The 19,185-nt window shown below is 60.3% G+C and carries 15 protein-coding genes, 1 tRNA gene and 1 rRNA gene; 5 read left to right on the forward strand and 12 right to left on the reverse strand.

The window, feature by feature from the left end; all coding sequences use genetic code 11:
• Nucleotides 1–31 precede the first annotated feature (31 nt).
• From HFX_RS14285 to HFX_RS14320, 8 genes are all read right to left on the reverse strand, one after another.
• Nucleotides 32–391 (reverse strand): hypothetical protein, encoded by a 360-nt coding sequence (locus HFX_RS14285; protein WP_049917474.1) that lies wholly within the window; start codon nucleotides 389–391, stop codon nucleotides 32–34.
• Between the two features lie 342 nt (nucleotides 392–733).
• A complete protein-coding gene (locus HFX_RS14290; RefSeq protein ID WP_049917469.1) occupies nucleotides 734–1,645 on the reverse strand; it encodes an alpha/beta hydrolase in 912 nt (303 codons plus the stop codon).
• A 95-nt stretch (nucleotides 1,646–1,740) separates the two neighbouring features.
• Nucleotides 1,741–3,372, reverse strand: coding sequence for a long-chain-fatty-acid--CoA ligase (locus HFX_RS14295; protein WP_004059125.1), 1,632 nt, complete (start codon nucleotides 3,370–3,372; stop codon nucleotides 1,741–1,743).
• A gap of 146 nt (nucleotides 3,373–3,518) precedes the next feature.
• Nucleotides 3,519–4,244, reverse strand: coding sequence for an ABC transporter ATP-binding protein (locus HFX_RS14300; protein WP_004059123.1), 726 nt, complete (start codon nucleotides 4,242–4,244; stop codon nucleotides 3,519–3,521).
• Nucleotides 4,241–4,990, reverse strand: a complete 750-nt coding sequence (locus tag HFX_RS14305; protein WP_004059120.1) for an ABC transporter ATP-binding protein — start codon at nucleotides 4,988–4,990, stop codon at nucleotides 4,241–4,243. Before HFX_RS14305 ends, HFX_RS14300 begins: the two co-directional genes overlap by 4 nt.
• A gap of 1 nt (nucleotide 4,991) precedes the next feature.
• Nucleotides 4,992–6,155 carry a branched-chain amino acid ABC transporter permease gene (locus tag HFX_RS14310; protein WP_231512859.1) on the reverse strand — a complete coding sequence of 388 codons (1,164 nt, stop codon included), beginning with the start codon at nucleotides 6,153–6,155 and terminating at the stop codon, nucleotides 4,992–4,994.
• Nucleotides 6,152–7,090 (reverse strand): branched-chain amino acid ABC transporter permease, encoded by a 939-nt coding sequence (locus HFX_RS14315; protein ID WP_004059118.1) that lies wholly within the window; start codon nucleotides 7,088–7,090, stop codon nucleotides 6,152–6,154. The genes HFX_RS14310 and HFX_RS14315 overlap by 4 nt, the downstream gene beginning before the upstream one ends.
• A 19-nt stretch (nucleotides 7,091–7,109) precedes the next feature.
• Nucleotides 7,110–8,390: an ABC transporter substrate-binding protein gene (locus tag HFX_RS14320; RefSeq protein WP_004059117.1), complete on the reverse strand. Its 1,281-nt coding sequence runs from the start codon at nucleotides 8,388–8,390 to the stop codon at nucleotides 7,110–7,112.
• Between the two features lie 212 nt (nucleotides 8,391–8,602).
• Here HFX_RS14320 and HFX_RS14325 point away from each other — a divergent pair, with 212 nt between their 5' ends.
• Nucleotides 8,603–9,313, forward strand: coding sequence for a helix-turn-helix domain-containing protein (locus HFX_RS14325; protein ID WP_004059116.1), 711 nt, complete (start codon nucleotides 8,603–8,605; stop codon nucleotides 9,311–9,313).
• Nucleotides 9,314–9,717: 404 nt separating this feature from the next.
• Here HFX_RS14325 and HFX_RS14330 read toward each other — a convergent pair whose 3' ends face one another.
• On the reverse strand, nucleotides 9,718–9,915 hold the full coding sequence (locus HFX_RS14330; RefSeq protein WP_004059115.1) for a heavy-metal-associated domain-containing protein: 198 nt from the start codon (nucleotides 9,913–9,915) through the stop codon (nucleotides 9,718–9,720).
• A 131-nt stretch (nucleotides 9,916–10,046) separates the two neighbouring features.
• Here HFX_RS14330 and HFX_RS14335 point away from each other — a divergent pair, with 131 nt between their 5' ends.
• The 3 genes from HFX_RS14335 (at nucleotide 10,047) to HFX_RS14345 (ending at nucleotide 13,821) form a co-directional block, all read left to right on the forward strand.
• The gene (locus tag HFX_RS14335; RefSeq protein ID WP_004059113.1) at nucleotides 10,047–10,652 is read left to right on the forward strand and encodes an AsnC family transcriptional regulator; all 606 of its coding nucleotides are present in this window, start codon (nucleotides 10,047–10,049) and stop codon (nucleotides 10,650–10,652) included.
• Between the two features lie 132 nt (nucleotides 10,653–10,784).
• Nucleotides 10,785–13,376: a heavy metal translocating P-type ATPase gene (locus HFX_RS14340; RefSeq protein ID WP_004059111.1), complete on the forward strand. Its 2,592-nt coding sequence runs from the start codon at nucleotides 10,785–10,787 to the stop codon at nucleotides 13,374–13,376.
• Nucleotides 13,377–13,599: 223 nt separating this feature from the next.
• Entirely contained in the window at nucleotides 13,600–13,821 is a 222-nt protein-coding gene (locus HFX_RS14345; RefSeq protein WP_049917473.1) for a hypothetical protein, read from the forward strand.
• A 13-nt stretch (nucleotides 13,822–13,834) separates the two neighbouring features.
• Here the strand turns inward: HFX_RS14345 and HFX_RS14350 are convergent, their stop codons facing one another.
• The gene (locus tag HFX_RS14350; RefSeq protein ID WP_004059107.1) at nucleotides 13,835–14,692 is read right to left on the reverse strand and encodes a hypothetical protein; all 858 of its coding nucleotides are present in this window, start codon (nucleotides 14,690–14,692) and stop codon (nucleotides 13,835–13,837) included.
• 215 nt (nucleotides 14,693–14,907) lie between these two features.
• On the opposite strand from HFX_RS14350, the gene HFX_RS14355 reads away from it, so the two are divergent.
• Nucleotides 14,908–18,537, forward strand: coding sequence for a tetratricopeptide repeat protein (locus HFX_RS14355; RefSeq protein ID WP_004059105.1), 3,630 nt, complete (start codon nucleotides 14,908–14,910; stop codon nucleotides 18,535–18,537).
• Nucleotides 18,538–18,727: 190 nt separating this feature from the next.
• Here the strand turns inward: HFX_RS14355 and HFX_RS14360 are convergent.
• A tRNA-Cys gene (locus HFX_RS14360) sits at nucleotides 18,728–18,803 on the reverse strand.
• Nucleotides 18,804–18,985: 182 nt separating this feature from the next.
• Nucleotides 18,986–19,107, reverse strand: a 5S ribosomal RNA gene (gene rrf, locus HFX_RS14365).
• Between the last annotated feature and the right edge of the window lie 78 nt (nucleotides 19,108–19,185).

Consider the following 19,185-nt stretch of genomic DNA (forward strand, 5'->3'; position numbering starts at 1 on the left):
ACGACTCGTTCCCGAACCGGAGCGAGTCGGATTATTCGGGTGCGATGATTGACTGCTCGTCGTCTGCATGACTGAGTGCTACATCGTGTCGCGTGTGACGGGCATGTGTTCGCGCCCAGCGCCGAGCGGGCGTCTCGGAGAGGAACTGCTCACCGTCCGGACACTGGCGACAACTGACGACCCACGGGGTGACACCGTCCGGAAAATGTCCGGTGTGGCGGTGGTGGTCCAGTGCAAACTGTTCGACCGACTGATTGCCGAGTTGTAATTCGTCCAACTCGTACGAGAGGTCCCATTCCTCGTTACACCGTGAACAGAAGACAGTCGGCGTGTCATCTATCGGGTCGGTTGGAACCGGTCTTTGGAAGTCGTCGTCGCTCGGTCGAGACATAGTCAGGCTTTGGTGTCGAACCTCTTGTACGTGTACCCTGGATGTGAGACACACCCAACCAAGGGTCGTGGTGTGGTGACAATCACCGTCAGCGACACTCAACCACCGTGTCACCGCTGCCACACGCGGCGAAGACACCTCGGCCGCAGAGAGGTGCATCGCGCCGACCGAGACGGTCTCGCACACGAAATCCGCACTGACAATCTGGAGATTGAGCGCGTCGATAAACAGGACGCCGACCTCGAACCCGGCCGGATGTTCGAGCACACTCAGTCCGTCTCGGGGGGTGCTCGAAAGGAGGTCCCAGTTGTGGATGGATTGCTACAGATTCGCTGTCGGGCTTCAGATGCGCTGTTGGAAGTCGTAGACCGAGTCGTACAACGCCTGTCTGTGCGGACCGTGCATCATAAAGTGGGTGCCACCGCCGATTTCGAGATACTGAGTCTCGTCGCCGCCGAGTTCGTCGTACAGCGTGAGCGCGTCGTCCCGGCGTGCGACTGGGTCGGCGCTGCCGCGGACGACGAGCGTCGGAACCTCGATAACCCCCGCGTCGTACACCGGGTTTCCGTTACACCCGGCTCGAACGTCGGCCAGTGCCCCCGTCTGCGCGATGTACGCGTCTTCTCCCTCGACGCCCTGATTCGAGGCGACCTGTGTTTCCCAGACTGCCTCGAACAGGGGTGTCGTCTCTTCCATCCCCTGTCGTTTCATCACCGTCGATTTCTCCTCTTTGTAGTACGCGTCGAGGTCGGGTTCGAGACCGAGTCCGGCAAGCCCCTCTTCGAAGTCGTACGGTGGAACGTACACGGGCGCACACAGGACGAGCGATTCGAGTTCGGGGGCCGACTCCGTAACGAACGTGCCGCCGGTCATCGTCCCCCACGAGATACCGACGAGGTGGACCGCGCCGAATCGTTCGCGGACGAACTCGTAGGCCGCTTCGACATCCATCGCCGCGTCGCTCGCTCGAACCGGCGGCCCGTGTTCCTCGGGAGGGACCCGCATTTCCGGTGGTCGCTCACTTTCGCCGTAGCCACGGATGTCGACCGCGAAAACGGCCTGTCCGTGCTCGGCCGCACGATGCAACCACGAGTACGAATCGTCGTCCGGGACGGGTGGCGCAAGAAGCGCCTGTGACGAGGTCATACCCCCGTGAAGGAACAGTACGGCTTCGTCCGCACCCTCTGGAGTACGCTCCCAGACTCGAAGTCGGGTCCCATCTGCTGATGGCACGGCGTGTGCTACCAAATTCATATGTTACTATTTGAACACTTATCAAATAAGAGATGGGGTCATATGTGAACCACAGCGTCGCATCTATCCACCAATCTTAGCCTTCATCGACCGACTCATCCCTCACCGACCATCCGGTCTTCGGCCTGCCATTCGCGCTTTCGGAGTTCGAACTTCTGGATTTTTCCAGTCGCCGTCGTGGGCAACGATTCGACGAACTCGACTTCTTTGACCACTTTGTAGCCGGCGAGCGACTCGCGCATGAACGACTCCAATTCGGTTTCGGTGACGCCGGGGTTCTGTGCATCGCCGGTGGTCGGAAGGACGAACGCCTTCGGTGACTCGCCCCACCTTTCGCTCGGTGTCGGGACGATTGCGACTTCCGAGACGGCCGGGTGGTCGTGCAGAACGTCTTCGAGTTCGAGACTGGAGATGTTCTCGCCGCCGGAGATGATGATGTCCTTCTTGCGGTCTTGAATCGTGAGGAAGCCCCGTTCGTCGACCGTTGCGAGGTCGCCCGTATGGAACCACCCCTTGATACGGTCGTTGAAGGCTTTCTCCGTCTCTTTGGGCTTGTCCCAATACGCTTCGAGAATCTGGTTGCCGCGAACGACAACCTCGCCGATGGACTCCCCATCGCGGGGCACCATCTCGCCGTCTTCGTCGACGACCGCGACTTCACACCCCATGAAACCGATTCCCGTCTTCTTCTTGATGGCGAACCGAGAGTCGCTGTCGTCGTCGTAGAAGCGACGGAAGTCGGACGACACGATGAGCGGTCCCGTCTCGGTGAGACCGTACATCTGCTTGAAGTGCCACCCGAACTCGTCTTCGAGCGTCCGTATCGTCGCCTCCGGCGGGGCGGCACCACCGGATGCGATACGTAGTGGGTTGTCGCCGAGCGTCTCCGGTTCGTGTTCTCGGTAGTAGTCGACGAGCATGTTCATCACCGTCGGCGCGGCACAGAGGTACGAAACGTCCGCTTCGACGATTGTCTCGAAGATATCGGCAGGGCCGACACCGCGGGTACAGACGTGAGTCGCACCCATTCCCGTAAGAGAGAAGATATGCCCCCACCCGTTCGCGTGGAACATCGGAAGCGTCCAGAGGTACACGTCGTCGTCGCGAATCTCCTGATGGGCGACGGAGGTGTAGGTGTGGATGGCCTCCGCCCGGTGTGACATCACCACGCCCTTCGGGTTCCCCGTCGTCCCTGAGGTGTAGTTGATGGCCGCGATATCGGCTTCGTCCATACTTGGTCGGTCGTACGTGTCCGGGTCGGTGTCGGCGACGACCGTGTCGAAATCCTCCCACGCGCCCGCCGTCGAAGCGCCTGCGACCGCGTCGGCGTCGGTGGTGACGAACACCTCGGTCGGAATCTCGTCGCGGATGGCGTCTATCTTCTCTGTGTACTCGTAGTCGGCGACGATGGCTTTTGCTCCGCAATCGTTGACAATGTAGTCGAGTTCGTTCGGCGTCAGTCGGTAGTTCAATGGGGTGTGAACCGCCCCGATTTGAAGCGTCGCATACGCCGATTCGAGGTGGTACCGCGTGTTGGGGTCGATGACCGCGACGCGGTCCCCCTTCTCGACACCACGGGTTTGCAACGCCGCAGCGAGTCGGTCGACTCGGTCACCGAGTTCGTCGTACGTTACTCGGTCTCCGGCAGTCGTCACCACGGCGTCCATCTCACCGTAGTACCTCCGTGCCCGGTCGAGGAACTCGGTTGCAAGTAGTTCTCTGTGCATAGGTATAGCATGACAATATCGGACGGAAAGTGACGTGGTTCATATATAAACAGACGGGGAAGACACGTGTTCGCCACGCTCGGCGTCACCAGCGCGTGCGTCACTGGGTTAGAAGGCACCGGCCTTCGGTGTCTCTCAGTCCGTGCCTACATCCCGCTTCCCTGCATTAATTTCTGAATCTCCGGCTCTTCGACGAGTTCGTTCGGGTCACCGCTGGCGACGATTTCGCCACGCTCGATGACGTAGATTCGGTCGACGACATCGGGGACGTGGGTCGCGTTCGACTCGGCAACCAAGACCGCGATGCCGAGGTCGTTGATGGCCGTAATATGTTGCTTGAGGTTCGAGACAACTACGGGTGCGAGTCCTTCCAGCGGTTCGTCGAGGAGCAACAGGTCGGGCTGGAGCGCGAGCGCTCTCCCGACCGCAGTCATCTTCGCTTGCCCGCCACTCAGGTTCTCGACGTTCGCTTCACGGCGCTCTTCGAGTTCCGGGAACACCTCGTAGACATCGTCTACGACGGCGTCTTCGTCCTCGATTCCTCGCTCGTCGCCGAGCGACCAGATGGGCAATCGAAGGTTCTCGTCGACGGTCATCCCCGTGAACAGTTTGCGGTCTTCGGGTTGGTAGCCGAGTCCGCGGCCGGGGATACGGTCGGCTGGCAAGTCGGTCAACTCCTCGTCACGGAAGCGAATCGAGCCACCGGTCACGTCTGCGAGACCCATGATGCTCCTGAATGTCGTCGTCTTCCCAGCGCCGTTGCGACCGACGAGACCGACGGCCTCGCCTTCGCCGACCGTGAGCGACACGTCGTGCGTGACATCGAACCCGGCGACTGAGGCGTCGACGCCGGTCAGTTCGAGGAGCGTCATGCTTCCACCCCCAAGAGTAAGCGACGGAGTTCGTCGTCCGTCTCAAGGATAGCTGGTGGTCCTTCGCCGTGGATACCGCCCTGATGGAGCGCGACGACTCGGTCGGCATACTCGGTGACGATATCCATGTCGTGTTCGATTGTGACCGTCGTGACGCCTTCTTCGCGGCTCACCTCGGCAATCGTGTCGATGACGTACTCCTTTTCTCGCGTCGAGACTCCCGCGGTGGGTTCGTCGAGAAGGAGATACTCCGGGTCGAGACCGAACGACATTGCAACGTCGAGGAGTTTACGCGTCCCGTGCGCGAGCTCTTCTGCGACCGTGTCGGCGTGTTCGGCGAGTCCGAAGTTGTCGATGAGTCCGTCGACAGTCGACTCGACCCCGTCGTGTTCGTCTTTGAGGCTGAACATGCTTCGCGTGAGCCGTTGCTTCGAGAGGACCGCCGTCCGCACGTTCTCGCGGACGGTCATCTCCTCGAAAAGTTTCACGACCTGAAAGCTCCGCACGAGTCCCGCGTGAACGCGCTCGTCTGGAGAGAGTTGTGTCACGTCCTCTTCGTCGAGAAGCACGCGCCCAGAATCCGGTTCGAGGTGTCCAGTCAGGAGGTTGATGAGTGTCGTCTTTCCGGCCCCGTTGGGACCGACGATAAACACCATCTCGCCCTCCGTCCTCCCGAACTCGACGGTTACATCGTCGGTGGCGCGGACGCTGCCGAACGACTTCTGGAGAGAATCCGCGCGGAGCATCTTACCGCACCCCCAGCGCGGACCGTACGTCGCTAATCCACTCCCGGACAGACCGGATGAGGCTAGCCAGCCCGTTCGAGACCCACACTGTGATAACTGTCGGGTCTTCTCGGAAATCTCGACCCGCACCGGACAACAGACCACCAGACCGAAGCGACCCGACGAGTCCACGCGGGAGTCCGAAGACGATGACGAGCAGCGCGAATCCAGTGAGTGCGTCGAAGTAGGCGGTCACGTCGCGTCCAACGTCCTGCAAGAACACGAGAATGACACCACCCACGAGCGGGCCCAGTAGGGTCTGGAAGCCGCCGAGAATAGCCATAAACAGGATGTCTCCCGAGCGCAGGAAGTACAACACCGGACCGGGTCTGACGTGCTGTTGGACCATCGCGTAGAGCGCGCCCGCGACGCCGCCGTAGATACCCGAGATGACGAACGCGGTCCAGACGTACCGACGGACAGGGATTCCGATAAATTGTGCGCGGGTTCGGTCCTGTCCGATGGCGTCGAGGGCGTTCCCGAACGGCGACTTCACCAGCCGCCACATCACGAGGAGCGACACCACGAGGATAACGATAGTCAGGTAGTACAGGACCACTGCGTACGCCTCCGGGTCGAGTGCGAGACCGAAGACGAGTGGTTGGCGCGCCTCGCCGGGGCGAACTGGAAGTCCGTCGCTCGACCCGAAGAAGGACTGTCCCTGAACGAGCGCGTACAGGAGTTGCCCGAACGCCAGCGTCAGAAGCGAGAAGTACAGTCCCGTGTGGCGAAGCGAGAGATACCCGATAATCCCCGCGACGAGCGTCGCTACGACGACCGCAGCGACCAGAAGAACCGTGAACGAACTGACGTCGTACTTCGCCGCGAGCACGGCCGTCGTGTACGCACCGGTGCCGAAGAACGCCGCGTGACCGAACGACACCAGTCGCGTGTGGCGAAGGAGGAGATTGAGTCCGACCGCGGCGAGACCAAACAGGAGTCCCTGGTGGACGACGGTCAGTTGTAGACTCGGCGTCATCAATGCGAGGTCGGGGATGGCAAATGCGAAGAGCAACCCTACGAGCACGAGTACGGCTTGCCGCTTCGTGAGTTCGAGACCCTTCATCACACGGATGCGTGTCTCTCCATTGTGAGAGACCAGCCCCGGGCGCGACCGTTCAGTCATGCCACCTCACCCCACGTGCCGAAGAGCCCCTCCGGACGGACGAGCAGGACGATTGCCATGATTGCGAACGGGGCTGCGAGTTCCGCCGGAGGGTACTGCCAGATGGCCCACCGACTCAGGACGCCGACGAGTAGTGCGGCGACGAAGGCACCGCGGAGGCTTCCAAGTCCCCCGATGACGATGACGACGAACGACAGCACGAGCGGGTTCGCCCCCATGTCGAGGCTAGCGAATCGCGGTGGGAGCGCAAGTGCACCGGCGAATCCTGCGAAGAACGCACCGAGTGCGAATACGAGTGTGAACGTTCGACTGGTGTTGACACCGATTGCGGTCGCCATCTCACGGTTGATGGCCGTCGCGCGGATGATTCGGCCAGTCTTAGTCCGGTTGAAGAACCAAAACAGGGCCGCGACGGTCACCAATCCAAGGAGGATGATGACCACGTTGTAGGTCGGATACGTGAGTCCGACGAGCGACATCAGGGGTATCGAGTTGATACCGCCGTAGGCGTCTTGCAGTCGGAGCGGCGATGGGCCCCAGATGAACTTGTTCACGTCCTTGATGATGAGGAGTAACGCGAAGGTGAGGACGATTTGATACACCTCGTCGCGCTCGTAAATCGGTCGGAAGAACGTCGTTTCGAGGAACACCCCAACTGGAACGAGCACCGCCGCAGTCGCGATTGCTCCGAGGAGCACGATGCCGAGGAACACGAGCTGTGTCGAAAGCGTCGTGGGCGGGGCGACGAGCCCAGTCAAATACCCGATGATGGAGAATCCGACGTAGGCACCGAGCGCGAACAACTCGCCGTGTGCGAGGTTTAACACGTCGAGGATGCCGAGGACGATGGTCAGGCCCGAGGCGATGAGGAACAAGACGAACCCGTACTGGATTCCGTGGAGCGTGTGCGTGACGAAGTTTTCGAGTCCTATCATAGTGTCAAAATCGGGTGCGTCACCAACTCGAAATCCAATCGGATGCCGTAACGCCCGGTGGCGGGGCGAGTTCGGGTGGACTGTTCATCGTGACGTTCTCGAGTGCGGGTGCGCCGAGGTCGTCGTCCCAGACCATATCGCCGTAGTAGGCGTTCGAGAGGCCCTGGTGGCCCATGCCCATGACGTGGTAGCCCGCGGGCGTGTAGAAGCCGTGGCCTTCGAGCGCCCGCGCAATCTGTTCTTGCGAGGGCCACCCACCGGCCAGTTCGACGGCCTTCTCGGCGGCGGTCGCCCAAGCGGTTACCGCTCCATAGCCACTCATGAAGTGTGCGCTCGGGACGATATCCCACTGGTCGCGTGCTGCTGTAAGGAGTTGCTTCCCGGGCTTCCACCGGGACGGCGTCGGTTCTCCCCAGTAGAAGTTTCTCGACCCGGAGACGGCGTTTGCCTGCTCGACGACGTCCTTGCTGAGGTCGTTGACGGCGCTGTAGAGAACGGAGCCGACGAGGCGGGTATTTTCGAACATGTTGTTCGCCGCACCCTGATTCAACAGCGTAGTGGCGTCGCCGCCCCAATTCGACGAGAACGTCACGTCCGGTTGGTTATTGTTGACTTCGGTGATGTGAGTCGACATGTCCTCTGCGAGGAGGTCGGGGTAGCCCTCGTAGACGACTTCCGCACCGGTCAGCTTCTGGATAGCTTGCTTGAACATGCCGAACTCGTCTTTCCCGAACGCGTAGTTCGGATTGATTCCCGCGATGGTGTCGATGTTGTCCGCTCCGAGTCGGGTAACGGCCGCTCGGGCGGCGGCGACGCACTCCATTACGTCGTGGTTCTGGAACCGGAACGAGTACGTCGGGTCCGGAACCGTCTCTTCGTACAACGTCGTCACTGTCCCGTCGGTTCCGACGTTCACCACGCCCTGGTTTTCGACTTCTGGGGCGAGCGCAGCGTGGCCGCCACTCGAGATGGGGCCGAACGTCACGTCTTTCCCCTCATCGACGAACTGTTTGTAGTTCTCGACGTGGGCGTCGGCCTCTTCGACGACCTCCAGCGTTATCTCTCGACCTGCGATACCACCAGCCTCGTTTATTCGTTGCACTGCCAGTTCCGCACCGTACTGTGTTTGTAACCCAAGAACGGCAGCAGCACCCTCCGTGAACGTTTGAAGGCCCGCCTGAATCGGCTTGTCGGGAACATCGGCCGATTCCCCGGATTGTGACGGCTCGTCGTCGCCGACGAGCGCCGAACACCCTGCGAGCGATGCTGCGAGGGCGGTTCCACCGATTGCTTTGAGCATGGTACGCCTATCGAATGGTGTGTGTGGTGATGACATTGGTATCCACTAGTGTCGACACGGGTCTTCGTGTGAATCCGAGACCATAGATAACAAATGACACAACGGGCGGATAAAGTGACAAGGGTTTATCTATAAACCCGAATCCGCGTTCTGAGGCCGAAACCACGGCCCATGAAAATGCTTATCTATAATGAATATTGACAACTCCTAGCATGGAATCGCTCATGTTGGATATGGTACAGTACGACTGTCCATACATCGACACCACGGTGGAACACGAGGTTTCGTTTACCGGTCTCCACTGGGATTTTAATACGGCCCGGCAACAGCTCGAGGCGCGCGTGTTAGTGAAAGCGGAGAGCGTCGAAACGCTCGACGCCAGCCTCGAAACACTCCGCGGGCATCACAATATGAAGGACTACCGCCTGCTCTCTCGACGGGGAGACCAGGCTATCATCAAGAACGCGGCGGACCAGACGAACGCGATGAAAGCGGTTCGGGAAAACGACGGGTATCTCACGGGTGCGTTCGAAGCCAGTAACGGAAGTGAACGCTGGCACATCGGGTTCGACCAGAACGACGTGGTCGGCGACGCGCTCTCGGAACTCGACCGTCACAACGATTTTACCGTCGAGTCGCGGGCGACGATTACGTTCGAGGACTACTTCGACCTCATCGAGCACGTGGGACCGGCAAAGTCGATGTTAGAGGCCTGTCGGTCCCTGTCGACGGTCGAACGTCAGACACTCGAAACCGCCCACAGAACCGGGTATTTCACTACCCCGCGTGAGGCGACCCTCGGAACACTCGCCGACGAGTTCGGCATCTCCAAGACCGCCGTCTCGAAGAACCTCCGTCGCGGACAGAGCAAATTACTCGGCGAAATCGTCGAGGCGATGGGCGACATCGATGACCACGACTGACGGCCATCAGGACCGGAGTTCACATACCAACCCAGCGATTGAATATTCAATTCTCCATACAATTACTCGGAACGTGGCAGTGCTGCGATTCCCTGCGATGCCGTATCTACTTCCCCACGCACACATGCCTCGTTCCAGATGTCCCGTACCTCGGCCGGGTCCCCTCCACCCATCCCGGTCTTTGACGACGACAGTCGCGTCGAAACGGTCGCCGAGACGGCGAAGACGAGAGACCGGCGAAGTACCGGTGTGCCTCTGCCAGCTATCGAATAACTACGTAAGCCGACGCATCGGGACACGAACTGACGAACCGAGAGGAATTCAAACAGCGCGATACGGCGCGCACTCAAGAACGCACAGCGCGTTTAGACGCTCGTAGGGCACTCAAGCACTCGTCGGCCGCTTCAGACGCTCGCCTCGTAGCCCGCGTCCTCGACGGCGGCGACGAGGTCAGCGGAGTCAACGTCCCCTTCGACCGTCGCGGCTTCAGCCTCGCGGTCGGCGGTCGCGGAAGCGACACCCGAAACCTCGGCGAGTGCCTCTGCGACGCGTTGCTCACAGTGTTCACAGGTCATACCCGTAACTGAGATTGTCGTACTCATCGATACAACGTACGCCCCTCTCAATTTAGTCGGTTTTCCTTTTGTTTTATTGGGTGTTCGCGGACGCCGACTTTGGAATCAAAAGCAAAATCCGAGAAACACCTATTTCCTCGTAGTGCCAACTGAGGTCCATGCGCAACCTCGACGAGACGGACCTCCGTATCCTCGAACTCCTCGCCGAAGACGCTCGGAGACCGTTCAGCGACATCTCGGCCGAAGTTGACCTCTCCGCACCAGCAGTCTCCGACCGAATCGACCGCCTCCGCGAAGAGGGAGTCATCCGGCGGTTCACCGTCGACCTCGACCAATCCACGCTCTCGGGTGGCACACCCGTCCTCGTCCGACTCGCCGTCCGTCCGGCATTTGTCGACGACGTACGCGACACGCTGCGGGATGCCGAACCCGTCGAACACCTGTTCGTCTCCGCCGACGGAGACGTGACGTTTCACGCCAGACTGGGCAGCGATTCGATTCGCGCCGAGTTGCACGAACTGCTGGACCTCTCGACCGTTCGCGACTACGAGGTTAGCCTCGTCGAGTCCGCAGAGTGGACGCCGACGGTCAACGGAACCGGATTTGCGCTGGAGTGTGCGGAGTGCGGTAACACCGTGACGAGCGAGGGTGAGCGCGCTCGTATCGGCGGCACGCTCTATCACTTCTGTTGTTCGTCCTGTCTGGGTCGCTTCGAAGACCGGTACGACCGACTCGAAGCGGGCGCACAGGCGAGTGAAAACTGAGACGGCCGCGGGGGTCGGATGGCCGATGGCATTCGGTTTCGTTAAGTTTGGAATCGAAAGTTCGGGTGCCCCTTCCCGCTGGGTTCCGAAGGCACAATCGAGGTAAGAGAGGGTCACGTATCTAGAACTAACATGAGTAGCCGAACGACACACCTGGATATCCGCGGCATGAGTTGCGCGAACTGCTCGCGCACCGTCGGGGAAGCGGTCGAGGCACTCGACGGAGTGTCCGAAGCCACGGTCAACTTCGCCACCGACGAAGGGACCGTGGAGTACGACCCAGAGGAGGTATCGCTCAGAGACATCTACGACGCCATCTCGGAAGCGGGCTACGAGGCAGTCTCGAAGACACGTACCGTCGGCATCTCCGGCATGAGTTGTGCGAACTGCGCGGACGCGAACCAGAAGTCGCTGGAATCGGTTCCGGGCGTCATCGACGCCGAGGTTAACTTCGCTACCGACGAGGCGCACGTGACGTACAACCCGACCGACGTGAGCCTCGACGACCTCTATCAGGCTGTCGAAGACGCCGGATACGCGCCCGTTCGCGAAGATGAGGGTGACGACGGCGAATCAGCCGAAGGCGCCCGCGACGCCGCTCGAAATGAGGAGATTCGTCGCCAAAAGCGCCTGACACTCTTCGGCGCAGTGCTCTCGTTGCCGCTTTTGGGGATGCTCGCAGTCGAGTTATTCACGACCGCGGGGCTTCCCGAGACGATTCCCGGAATCGGCATCCCGATTGGATGGCTCGGGTTCGCCCTCGCGACGCCAGTGCAGGTCGTTCTCGGTCGCGAGTTCTACGTGAACTCCTACAAGGCGGTCGTGAAGAACCGCACCGCCAACATGGACGTGCTCATCGCGATGGGGTCGTCGACGGCGTACTTCTACTCGGTCGCCGTGCTCGTCGGTCTCCTCGCCGGGAGCCTCTACTTCGACACCGCCGCACTCATCTTGGTGTTCATCACGCTCGGAAACTACCTCGAAGCGCGCTCGAAAGGACAGGCCTCGGAGGCACTTCGGACGCTTCTCGAACTCGAAGCCGACACGGCGACGCTCGTCGACGACGATGGAACCGAACGCGAGGTTCCCCTCGACGAGGTCGAAGTCGGCGACCGGATGAAAGTCCGCCCTGGCGAGAAGATTCCAACCGACGGGGTCGTCGTCGACGGTGATTCCGCGGTCGACGAATCGATGGTGACCGGGGAGTCCGTCCCCGTCTCGAAAGAGTCCGGCGACGAAGTCGTCGGTTCGACGGTGAACCAAAACGGCGTCCTCGTGGTCGAAGCGACGAAAGTCGGCTCCGAAACGGCCATCCAGCAAATCGTCTCGATGGTCAAGGAGGCACAGGGCCGCCAACCGGAGATTCAAAACCTCGCCGACCGCATCTCGGCGTACTTCGTTCCGGCGGTCATCGTCAACGCCCTCTTCTGGGGAACAGTCTGGTTCCTCTTTCCCGAGGCGCTGGCCGGATTCATCCAGTCGCTTCCCGTCTGGGGACTCATCGCTGGCGGTCCGGCCGCCGCTGGCGGAGCAATCTCTACGTTCGAGTTCGCCGTCGTCGTCTTCGCCTCGGCCGTACTTATCGCGTGCCCGTGCGCCCTCGGACTCGCGACCCCGGCCGCAACGATGGTCGGGACAGCCATCGGCGCACAGAACGGCGTCCTGTTCAAAGGCGGTGACATCCTCGAACGCGTCAAAGACGTGGAGACAGTCGTCTTCGACAAGACCGGCACGCTCACGAAAGGTGAGATGACGCTGACCGACGTGGTCGCTATCAGTCCCGCCGCCGACGGGTCGGGCGTCGTCACGACTGGCGAGGACGAGACCCTCGACGAGGACGCAGTCCTCCGGTACGCCGCGTCCGCAGAGCGAAACAGCGAGCACCCGCTCGCGCGCGCCATCGTCGATGGCGCGGAGAACCGAGGTATCGACCTCGTTGACCCGGACGACTTCGAGAACGTTCCCGGCCACGGCATCCGCGCCACCGTCGACGGAGTAACTGTGCTCGTCGGTAACCGCAAACTCCTCTCCGAAGACGGTATCAACCCGGAACCGGCGGAAGACACCCTCCGCGACCTCGAAGACGACGGGAAGACCGCGATGTTGGTCGCCGTCGATGGCGAACTCGCCGGTGTCGTCGCCGACGCCGACGAGGTCAAGGAATCTGCTGCCGAGGCAGTCACTGCGCTCCGCGAACGTGGCGTCTCTGTCCACATGATTACCGGCGACAACGAACGGACCGCCCGCGCCGTCGCCGAACGGGTCGGTATCTCCCCCGACAACGTCAGCGCGGGCGTCCTCCCCGAGGACAAAGCCGACGCCGTCGAGTCACTGCAAGCGGACGGCACCAAGGTTATGATGGTCGGCGACGGCGTCAACGACGCGCCCGCACTCGCCGCCGCATTCGTCGGTACTGCACTCGGGTCTGGGACCGACGTGGCCATCGAAGCGGCGGACGTGACGCTCATGCGCGACGACCCACAGGACGTGGTGAAGGCGATTCGTATCTCCGCAGGGACGCTCGCGAAGATTAAACAGAACCTGTTCTGGGCGCTCGGCTACAACACCGCGATGATTCCGCTCGCGTCGCTCGGTCTCCTGCAACCGGTGTTCGCCGCCGGCGCGATGGCGTTCTCGTCGGTCTCCGTGCTGGCAAACAGCCTCCTGTTCCGCACCTACACGCCGGACCACGACTACAAACTGCTCGACTTCCTCCGTCGGTAGGCCGGTCGAACCCCCCTATTTCACCTCGAACAACAATTCCACCGGCGAGTGTTTTCTTCGGCTCGAATGGAGGTCAACCGTCGTCTGTCGTTCTTTCGGGTACCTGCGGTCTCGCCGTTCGGTTGTCACTCACATCTGATTGTGTCTCGCTGTTCAGTTATCACTCACGTCCAGTCGCGTCTCGCGTCCATTTTTGTCCTCATACGGCGAACTAGCAATGGTTATGAGTAGTAGAATCGCGACCCGATGGAGCGCGTGGCTCGTCATCGCAGTCGGCGTCTTCGTCGTTCTCGTCGGAGTCGGAACGCTCGTCGGTGCGCCGTGGCGCTACGCAAGCGGTGGTGTGGCCATTGCTGCCCTCCAGATTTTCGGGGCAGTCTCGTCGGTCGCAGTCGGGGTGGGAATCGCGTGGCTCGGCGTAGGCAACACACGCGAAAAACGGTGAGACGGCGGCGCGTTCAGTACCGCGACGGGAGGAACGCCAGACCGATGAGGAACACGATAGCCGTGAACGAGACGATTGCGATGCCCCACAGACCGTTTTCGGTCTCGTGGAACTGCTCGATCTCGACCACTTGCCGCTCGTAGCTATCGTAGTTCGTGGTCAGGACCATCTCTTCGCCGCCCGCGGGGAAGTACGCGAGGTACTTCTGGCCGTCGAGCGTCACGTTCGCCTCGTTACCGACCTCGATTTTCTTTTCTTCGGAGGCGAACCATTCGAGTGTCACGCCGCTCGTCTCGACAGCGGCGACGGTGACCGAATGGTTGTCGTAGGTGAATGAGTCGCCCTCGGCGACGGTGCGCGTCTCGTTGGCCGGGAAGTACTCTCCGGCGGGGACGAGCGTCGAGCCGTTGACGACGACGTAGCGCTCACCGTTTCGGGTGACTGTCTGGTTGTCGGCGTTCGGGTCGTTCTGTAGGATTGCCGTGTCGTTTCGAATCTCGACCAGCGTCGCCTCGCTCGGGTTGGAGGCGTTCGGGACTTCGACACGGTAGTCCGTGCCGGCGAGCGTAATCGTGCTCGCGTTGTCCCACGTCTCGGTGAAACGGGCAGAGTCGTTTACGTAGGTGAGTTCACCTGAGCGGACGATTGTGGTGCCACCACCGTGGCCGCCAGATTCCTCTTCCTCGGTAATAGACGACACTGTGAACGTCTGGTCACTGTTGGGGACAGAGAATTCGTCTCCCTGTGCCAGCGAGTACTCGGGGTTCTCGAAACTGATCGACGGCGTCGATGCAGTCGCGATGAGTGAGTATGCACCGGCACCGATGACCAGGAAGAACACGACGGAGATAGCCGCGGCGCGTCGTTGCATGGTTTCGGGATGGGCCACGCGGCGTATAATGATTACTTTTCCTCGGAGCATGCCACCGTCTCTCGGAGCCACCGCGAGCCAACCACACCCAAAATACGGAGGGTGTCCCGCGGACGGTCACGAAACAGGCAGGGTTTTGAGACAATCAGGCGAAGAAACAGTAACATGAGCCCCGGGCCTGTCGTGTACTGGGTACAGGGTGGAGACAAACTGTGATGCTCAATGACGACCGCATGACAGACCAACTGGAACTCGTTTCCGACCGCTTCGACTTCCTCGACACGTTAGACGAGGGGACGCTCGACAAACGCGAACTAACCGAAGCGCTCCCGTACTCACGGTCGACTGTCGACCGGGCGATTCGCGACCTCATCACGTCCGGACTCGTTCTCGATGTACAGAACGGGTACACTACGTCACTAAAAGGACGCTACCTCGTCGCCCTGATTCGGTCGTTTTACACAGACGCACAGGATGTCCTCGAATTCGATTCGTTCGTCGCCGAGGAGACTGCTTCGTATCCGCTACCAGTCGACGTGCTTCTCGGGGCCGACGACTCGACCACTGCGACTCCAGCGTCCCACCCGCTCGACGCGCTTGGAAACAGGTTGTCGATGACGAACCATGGGACGTTCGTGTTCCCATACCTCCCGAGTCAGACGTTCATCGAACAGTTCACGCAGTGGCTTACCGATGGGCACTCGTGTCGGCTCATCGTGCCCGAGTCAGTTATCACCGCCATCTGGCGAGAGTTCCCAGAGCTTCTCGAAACGATACAGGCCGTGCCCGACTGCGAACCCCGCGTCGGGGACGTTCCCCCGTTCGCCATCACACAAACAGCGCTCGACGGTGTTCCACACGTGACTATCGTCGTCTACAGCGACGCCGCACAGATTCAGTGTGTGATACGGAACACGACAAAACGGGCCGTGACATGGACCCGTCAATACGTCCAATCGCTCTGGGAAGCAGCGACTCCGTTCGACCTGAGTGGCCGAGTTGATGGCGAGGTCAACGACGGACGGTCCGGCGAGTCAGCCAATCGAGAACCCACCGATAAAACGGACCAAGCACTCGCCGATAAAACGGACCAAGCACTCGCCGATAAAACGGACCAAGCACTCGCCGACAAAGCGAACCAAACACTCACTGGTGAGACGAACACGACGACCGTTGCGCCCGAAGTCGATACCACAGGGACGGGCATTCGAGGTGCGAAGCTCCCGACGACACTCCAATCACAGGGTCTCGTTCGGCTCTCTCCGGCGTACTTCGACCGGGTCGGTGTTTCGCCACCCCTGGCCTGTTGGCGTGCGGGATTCGACCTCGGTGAAGTTCGTGCCGGGTACGCATTCGACCGCGAGCAGCAAACCGAAGACGGGCGAAAGAACGTAACCGACGAGCTATTCGCTCGGCTTCGAGCGAGTAACGACCACGTCGTCATCGGACCGCCGGGTGCAGGAAAGAGTACGGTGTGTATGTCCGTCGCCTGCCGGTGGTACGAGCGAGAGCAAGGCCCTGTCCTCTACCGGAAAAGCGGCCAGCGGGAACCACTCACTGCGACTGCACATCTCGGGTCGTACCTCGCCGAAACGCCCGGACACGTCCTCGTCGTCGTCGAAGACGCGACTCGAAACGAGGCAAACGCGGTGTTCGAACTCGTTCGCGAGTTCGCCGACGATGACCAAGTGACCTTCCTCCTCGACAGTCGAGAAAACGAGTGGCGAGACGGTACGCTTCGGGGGTCTGCACGCCTCGAATCACACCGAACCCAATCGATTGACGTGCTGTCCGTTCCGGGCGTCGACGCTCGCGAGCGCGAACGCATCGTCGAACACTTCGAAACCACGGTCGGCAAACGTATCGACATCGACCCGGACGAACTTCACCCGAGCGACCAGGACGAACTCACCCCTGGAGAGATGTATCTCTTTTTCCACCGACTGGCTCGGTACGTCGAACCAAGCACTCATGGCGACGCTGCACCGACGAGCCTCCTCGACGACATCGACGAAGTCTACGAAAGTCTCGAACGTATCGATGACGAACTCGCAGTCGACGTTGGTGTGCTCGTGAACCTGCTGAACGCCTCGGGTGTCGGCGTCGACCTCCCTCTCGCGTATACACTGTCGTCTTCAAGGCAAGAGGAATCAGTCGTAGAAGACGCACTCGACGCACTCGAACGGTCAGTTCTCTACTCTGCCTTCGGAGACGACGAGGCCGAACGGGTCCGAGCAGTCCACGAAACGTGGTCCACTCGTTTCCTTCAACGACTGTTGGACCTCGAATCCGAGCGACGTGCACGACGGCGATTCGAGCGCTGTCTCAGTGCGCTCTTTTCGCTCGTCGACGACGAACGCGCGAGAGAGAACGTCCAGTCGGTGTTCGGCGGCACTGCCGACATCATTCGGACCATCGAATCCGACCCGACGACGTGGGGTAACCGGCTCGTTCGAAACGTCTTCGAACTCGGCGTCAACACGCCGACGCTCTCGGAACTCTACGCCGAGACGGACTATTCGGACGTTGCTGTCCCTCGTGCCTGCGATCCCGAACTTCAACTGGACGCCCGACGGTGGCGCGCCCGGATGTTCGTAAACAGTGGAGAGCTTGGCCGGGCAAAGCGTGAGTTCGAATCGCTCATCGAACTCGACGATAGCGTGTTCGACGAGGAGATGCTCATTCAAGCGCACGCGGACGGATTTGCTGGGATATCCGAAGTTTCGCGATATCGTGGAGAGTTCGAGTGTGCACGCGAAAGCACATACAAGGCGCTCGAACGGTTTGAGCAGATAGACGATGCTGTCGGGCGAAGCGACGTGTTAAATGCGCTTGGTAGTATCGAGGCGCAAACCGACAATCCAGAGTCCGCAAAAACACAGTATGAACAAGCACTTGCGCTTCGCCGGACTGTCGGTGACGACGCACGAGTTGCGAGTACACTCGCAAACCTCGGTCAGGTTGAAGTGACACTGGGGAGGTACGATAAGGCACGCGAGCACGCACAGACAAGTCTTCAGCTGCGAAGGGAGGCCCAGTATCTGTGGGGAGAAGCAATCAGCCTCGATCTCCTCAGTCGTATCGAACTCGAAGATGGAACGCTAGATGAAGCAGAACGATATCTGAAGCAGGCAACAGCGATTCGCCGGAAGATCGGCGATTCAATGGGTACAGCATTGGCATCGAATAACCTCGGCCGAATCGAGCTCGAACGTGGTACACTTGACGATGCACGTGCACGCTACGAAGAACTCGTCGAGACATTGGACGATAAACAACTCGAGTGGGTTCGCGGATGCGCCCATCACGGTCTCGCCGAAGTACTACTTGATATGGGCGAGGCCGACGCTTCACTTAAACACGTTGACATCGCGAGCGATATACTCGAACAAAACGAATCGAAGCTAATCGAGGTCGAAGCAATCCGCGCTCGTGCACACCTCCAGCGCGGGGAACGAGAACGGGCTCAAGCCCTCGCTGAGGAGGTACTCGACCGAGCGGAACACTCGGCTCAAGAACCGGAGGCTCGTGCAAATGCAGCGCTTGGGCTTGTTCTCGTTGCCACGGGAGAGACAACGAACGGACTTTCTCACCTCCGAAAAGCCGTCGAAGTGGCCCCCACGAAAGTCCTCGAGGGACGCTGTCTTCGTCAGTTAGCCGATGCACTCTGTACCGTTGGACAACCTTCGGATGCACTCGATACACTCGAACGTGCTGCGGAGTGTTTTTCGGCCGTCAAAGCCCGGGTTCGAGAACGGAAGACTGCACTCAAAGCACTAGAACTCGCCCACGAACTCGACGACCACAACTCGAAGACCGATTTCGAAGCACGGCTCTTGCAGTGAGGGCAATGGGGGAGACCCCACTGCTTCCGATACGTCTGTGTGTTTCTTCGCGTACTTCCTGTTATGTTATTGATGGCTGATAGATGTCTCTCTAGGCTGTGTCGATGCAGGAATTGAGAAAGAACAAAAACTGACAGCCGTGTGTCGAGAGCGACGCAGTGGCTCTCGGAACGATAACGTAACTGAAGAAAGCCAAGGGCCGGATTTGAACCGGCGGCGGGCGGCTCTGCAGGCCGCTGCGTTAGGCCGAACTCTGCCACCTTGGCGCAGTTAATCGTATCGCAGTCTTGTGCTTAAGCCTGACGGTGTGTGGCCTGTGTCGGGGGTTTTCACCACTTGAACAGGTACCGAGTGCTGCGGCTGGGGGGTGAGTAGTATGTGCGAGCAGTCTGACTGCTCGCTATAAATGAAAAAAGCCCACTGGACATTGTCCAGTGGGCTATATGAGTAGGGGCGGCGAACTGGATTTCCCAGAGGATCGCTCACTCCAGTACTGACCAGAACGCAGGCGAGCTTAACTTCCGTGTTCGGGATGGGTACGGGTGGAACCTCACCGCTCTGGCCGCCGTAATACCGACCAACGGAATCGAACCGTTGTCAATACACCAGTATCGGACGGGCCGTATATATCGTGTGTTCGTGCAATCC

Origin of the sequence: Haloferax mediterranei ATCC 33500 (genome assembly GCF_000306765.2) — an archaeon.
GTDB classification, from domain to species: Archaea; Halobacteriota; Halobacteria; order Halobacteriales; family Haloferacaceae; genus Haloferax; species Haloferax mediterranei.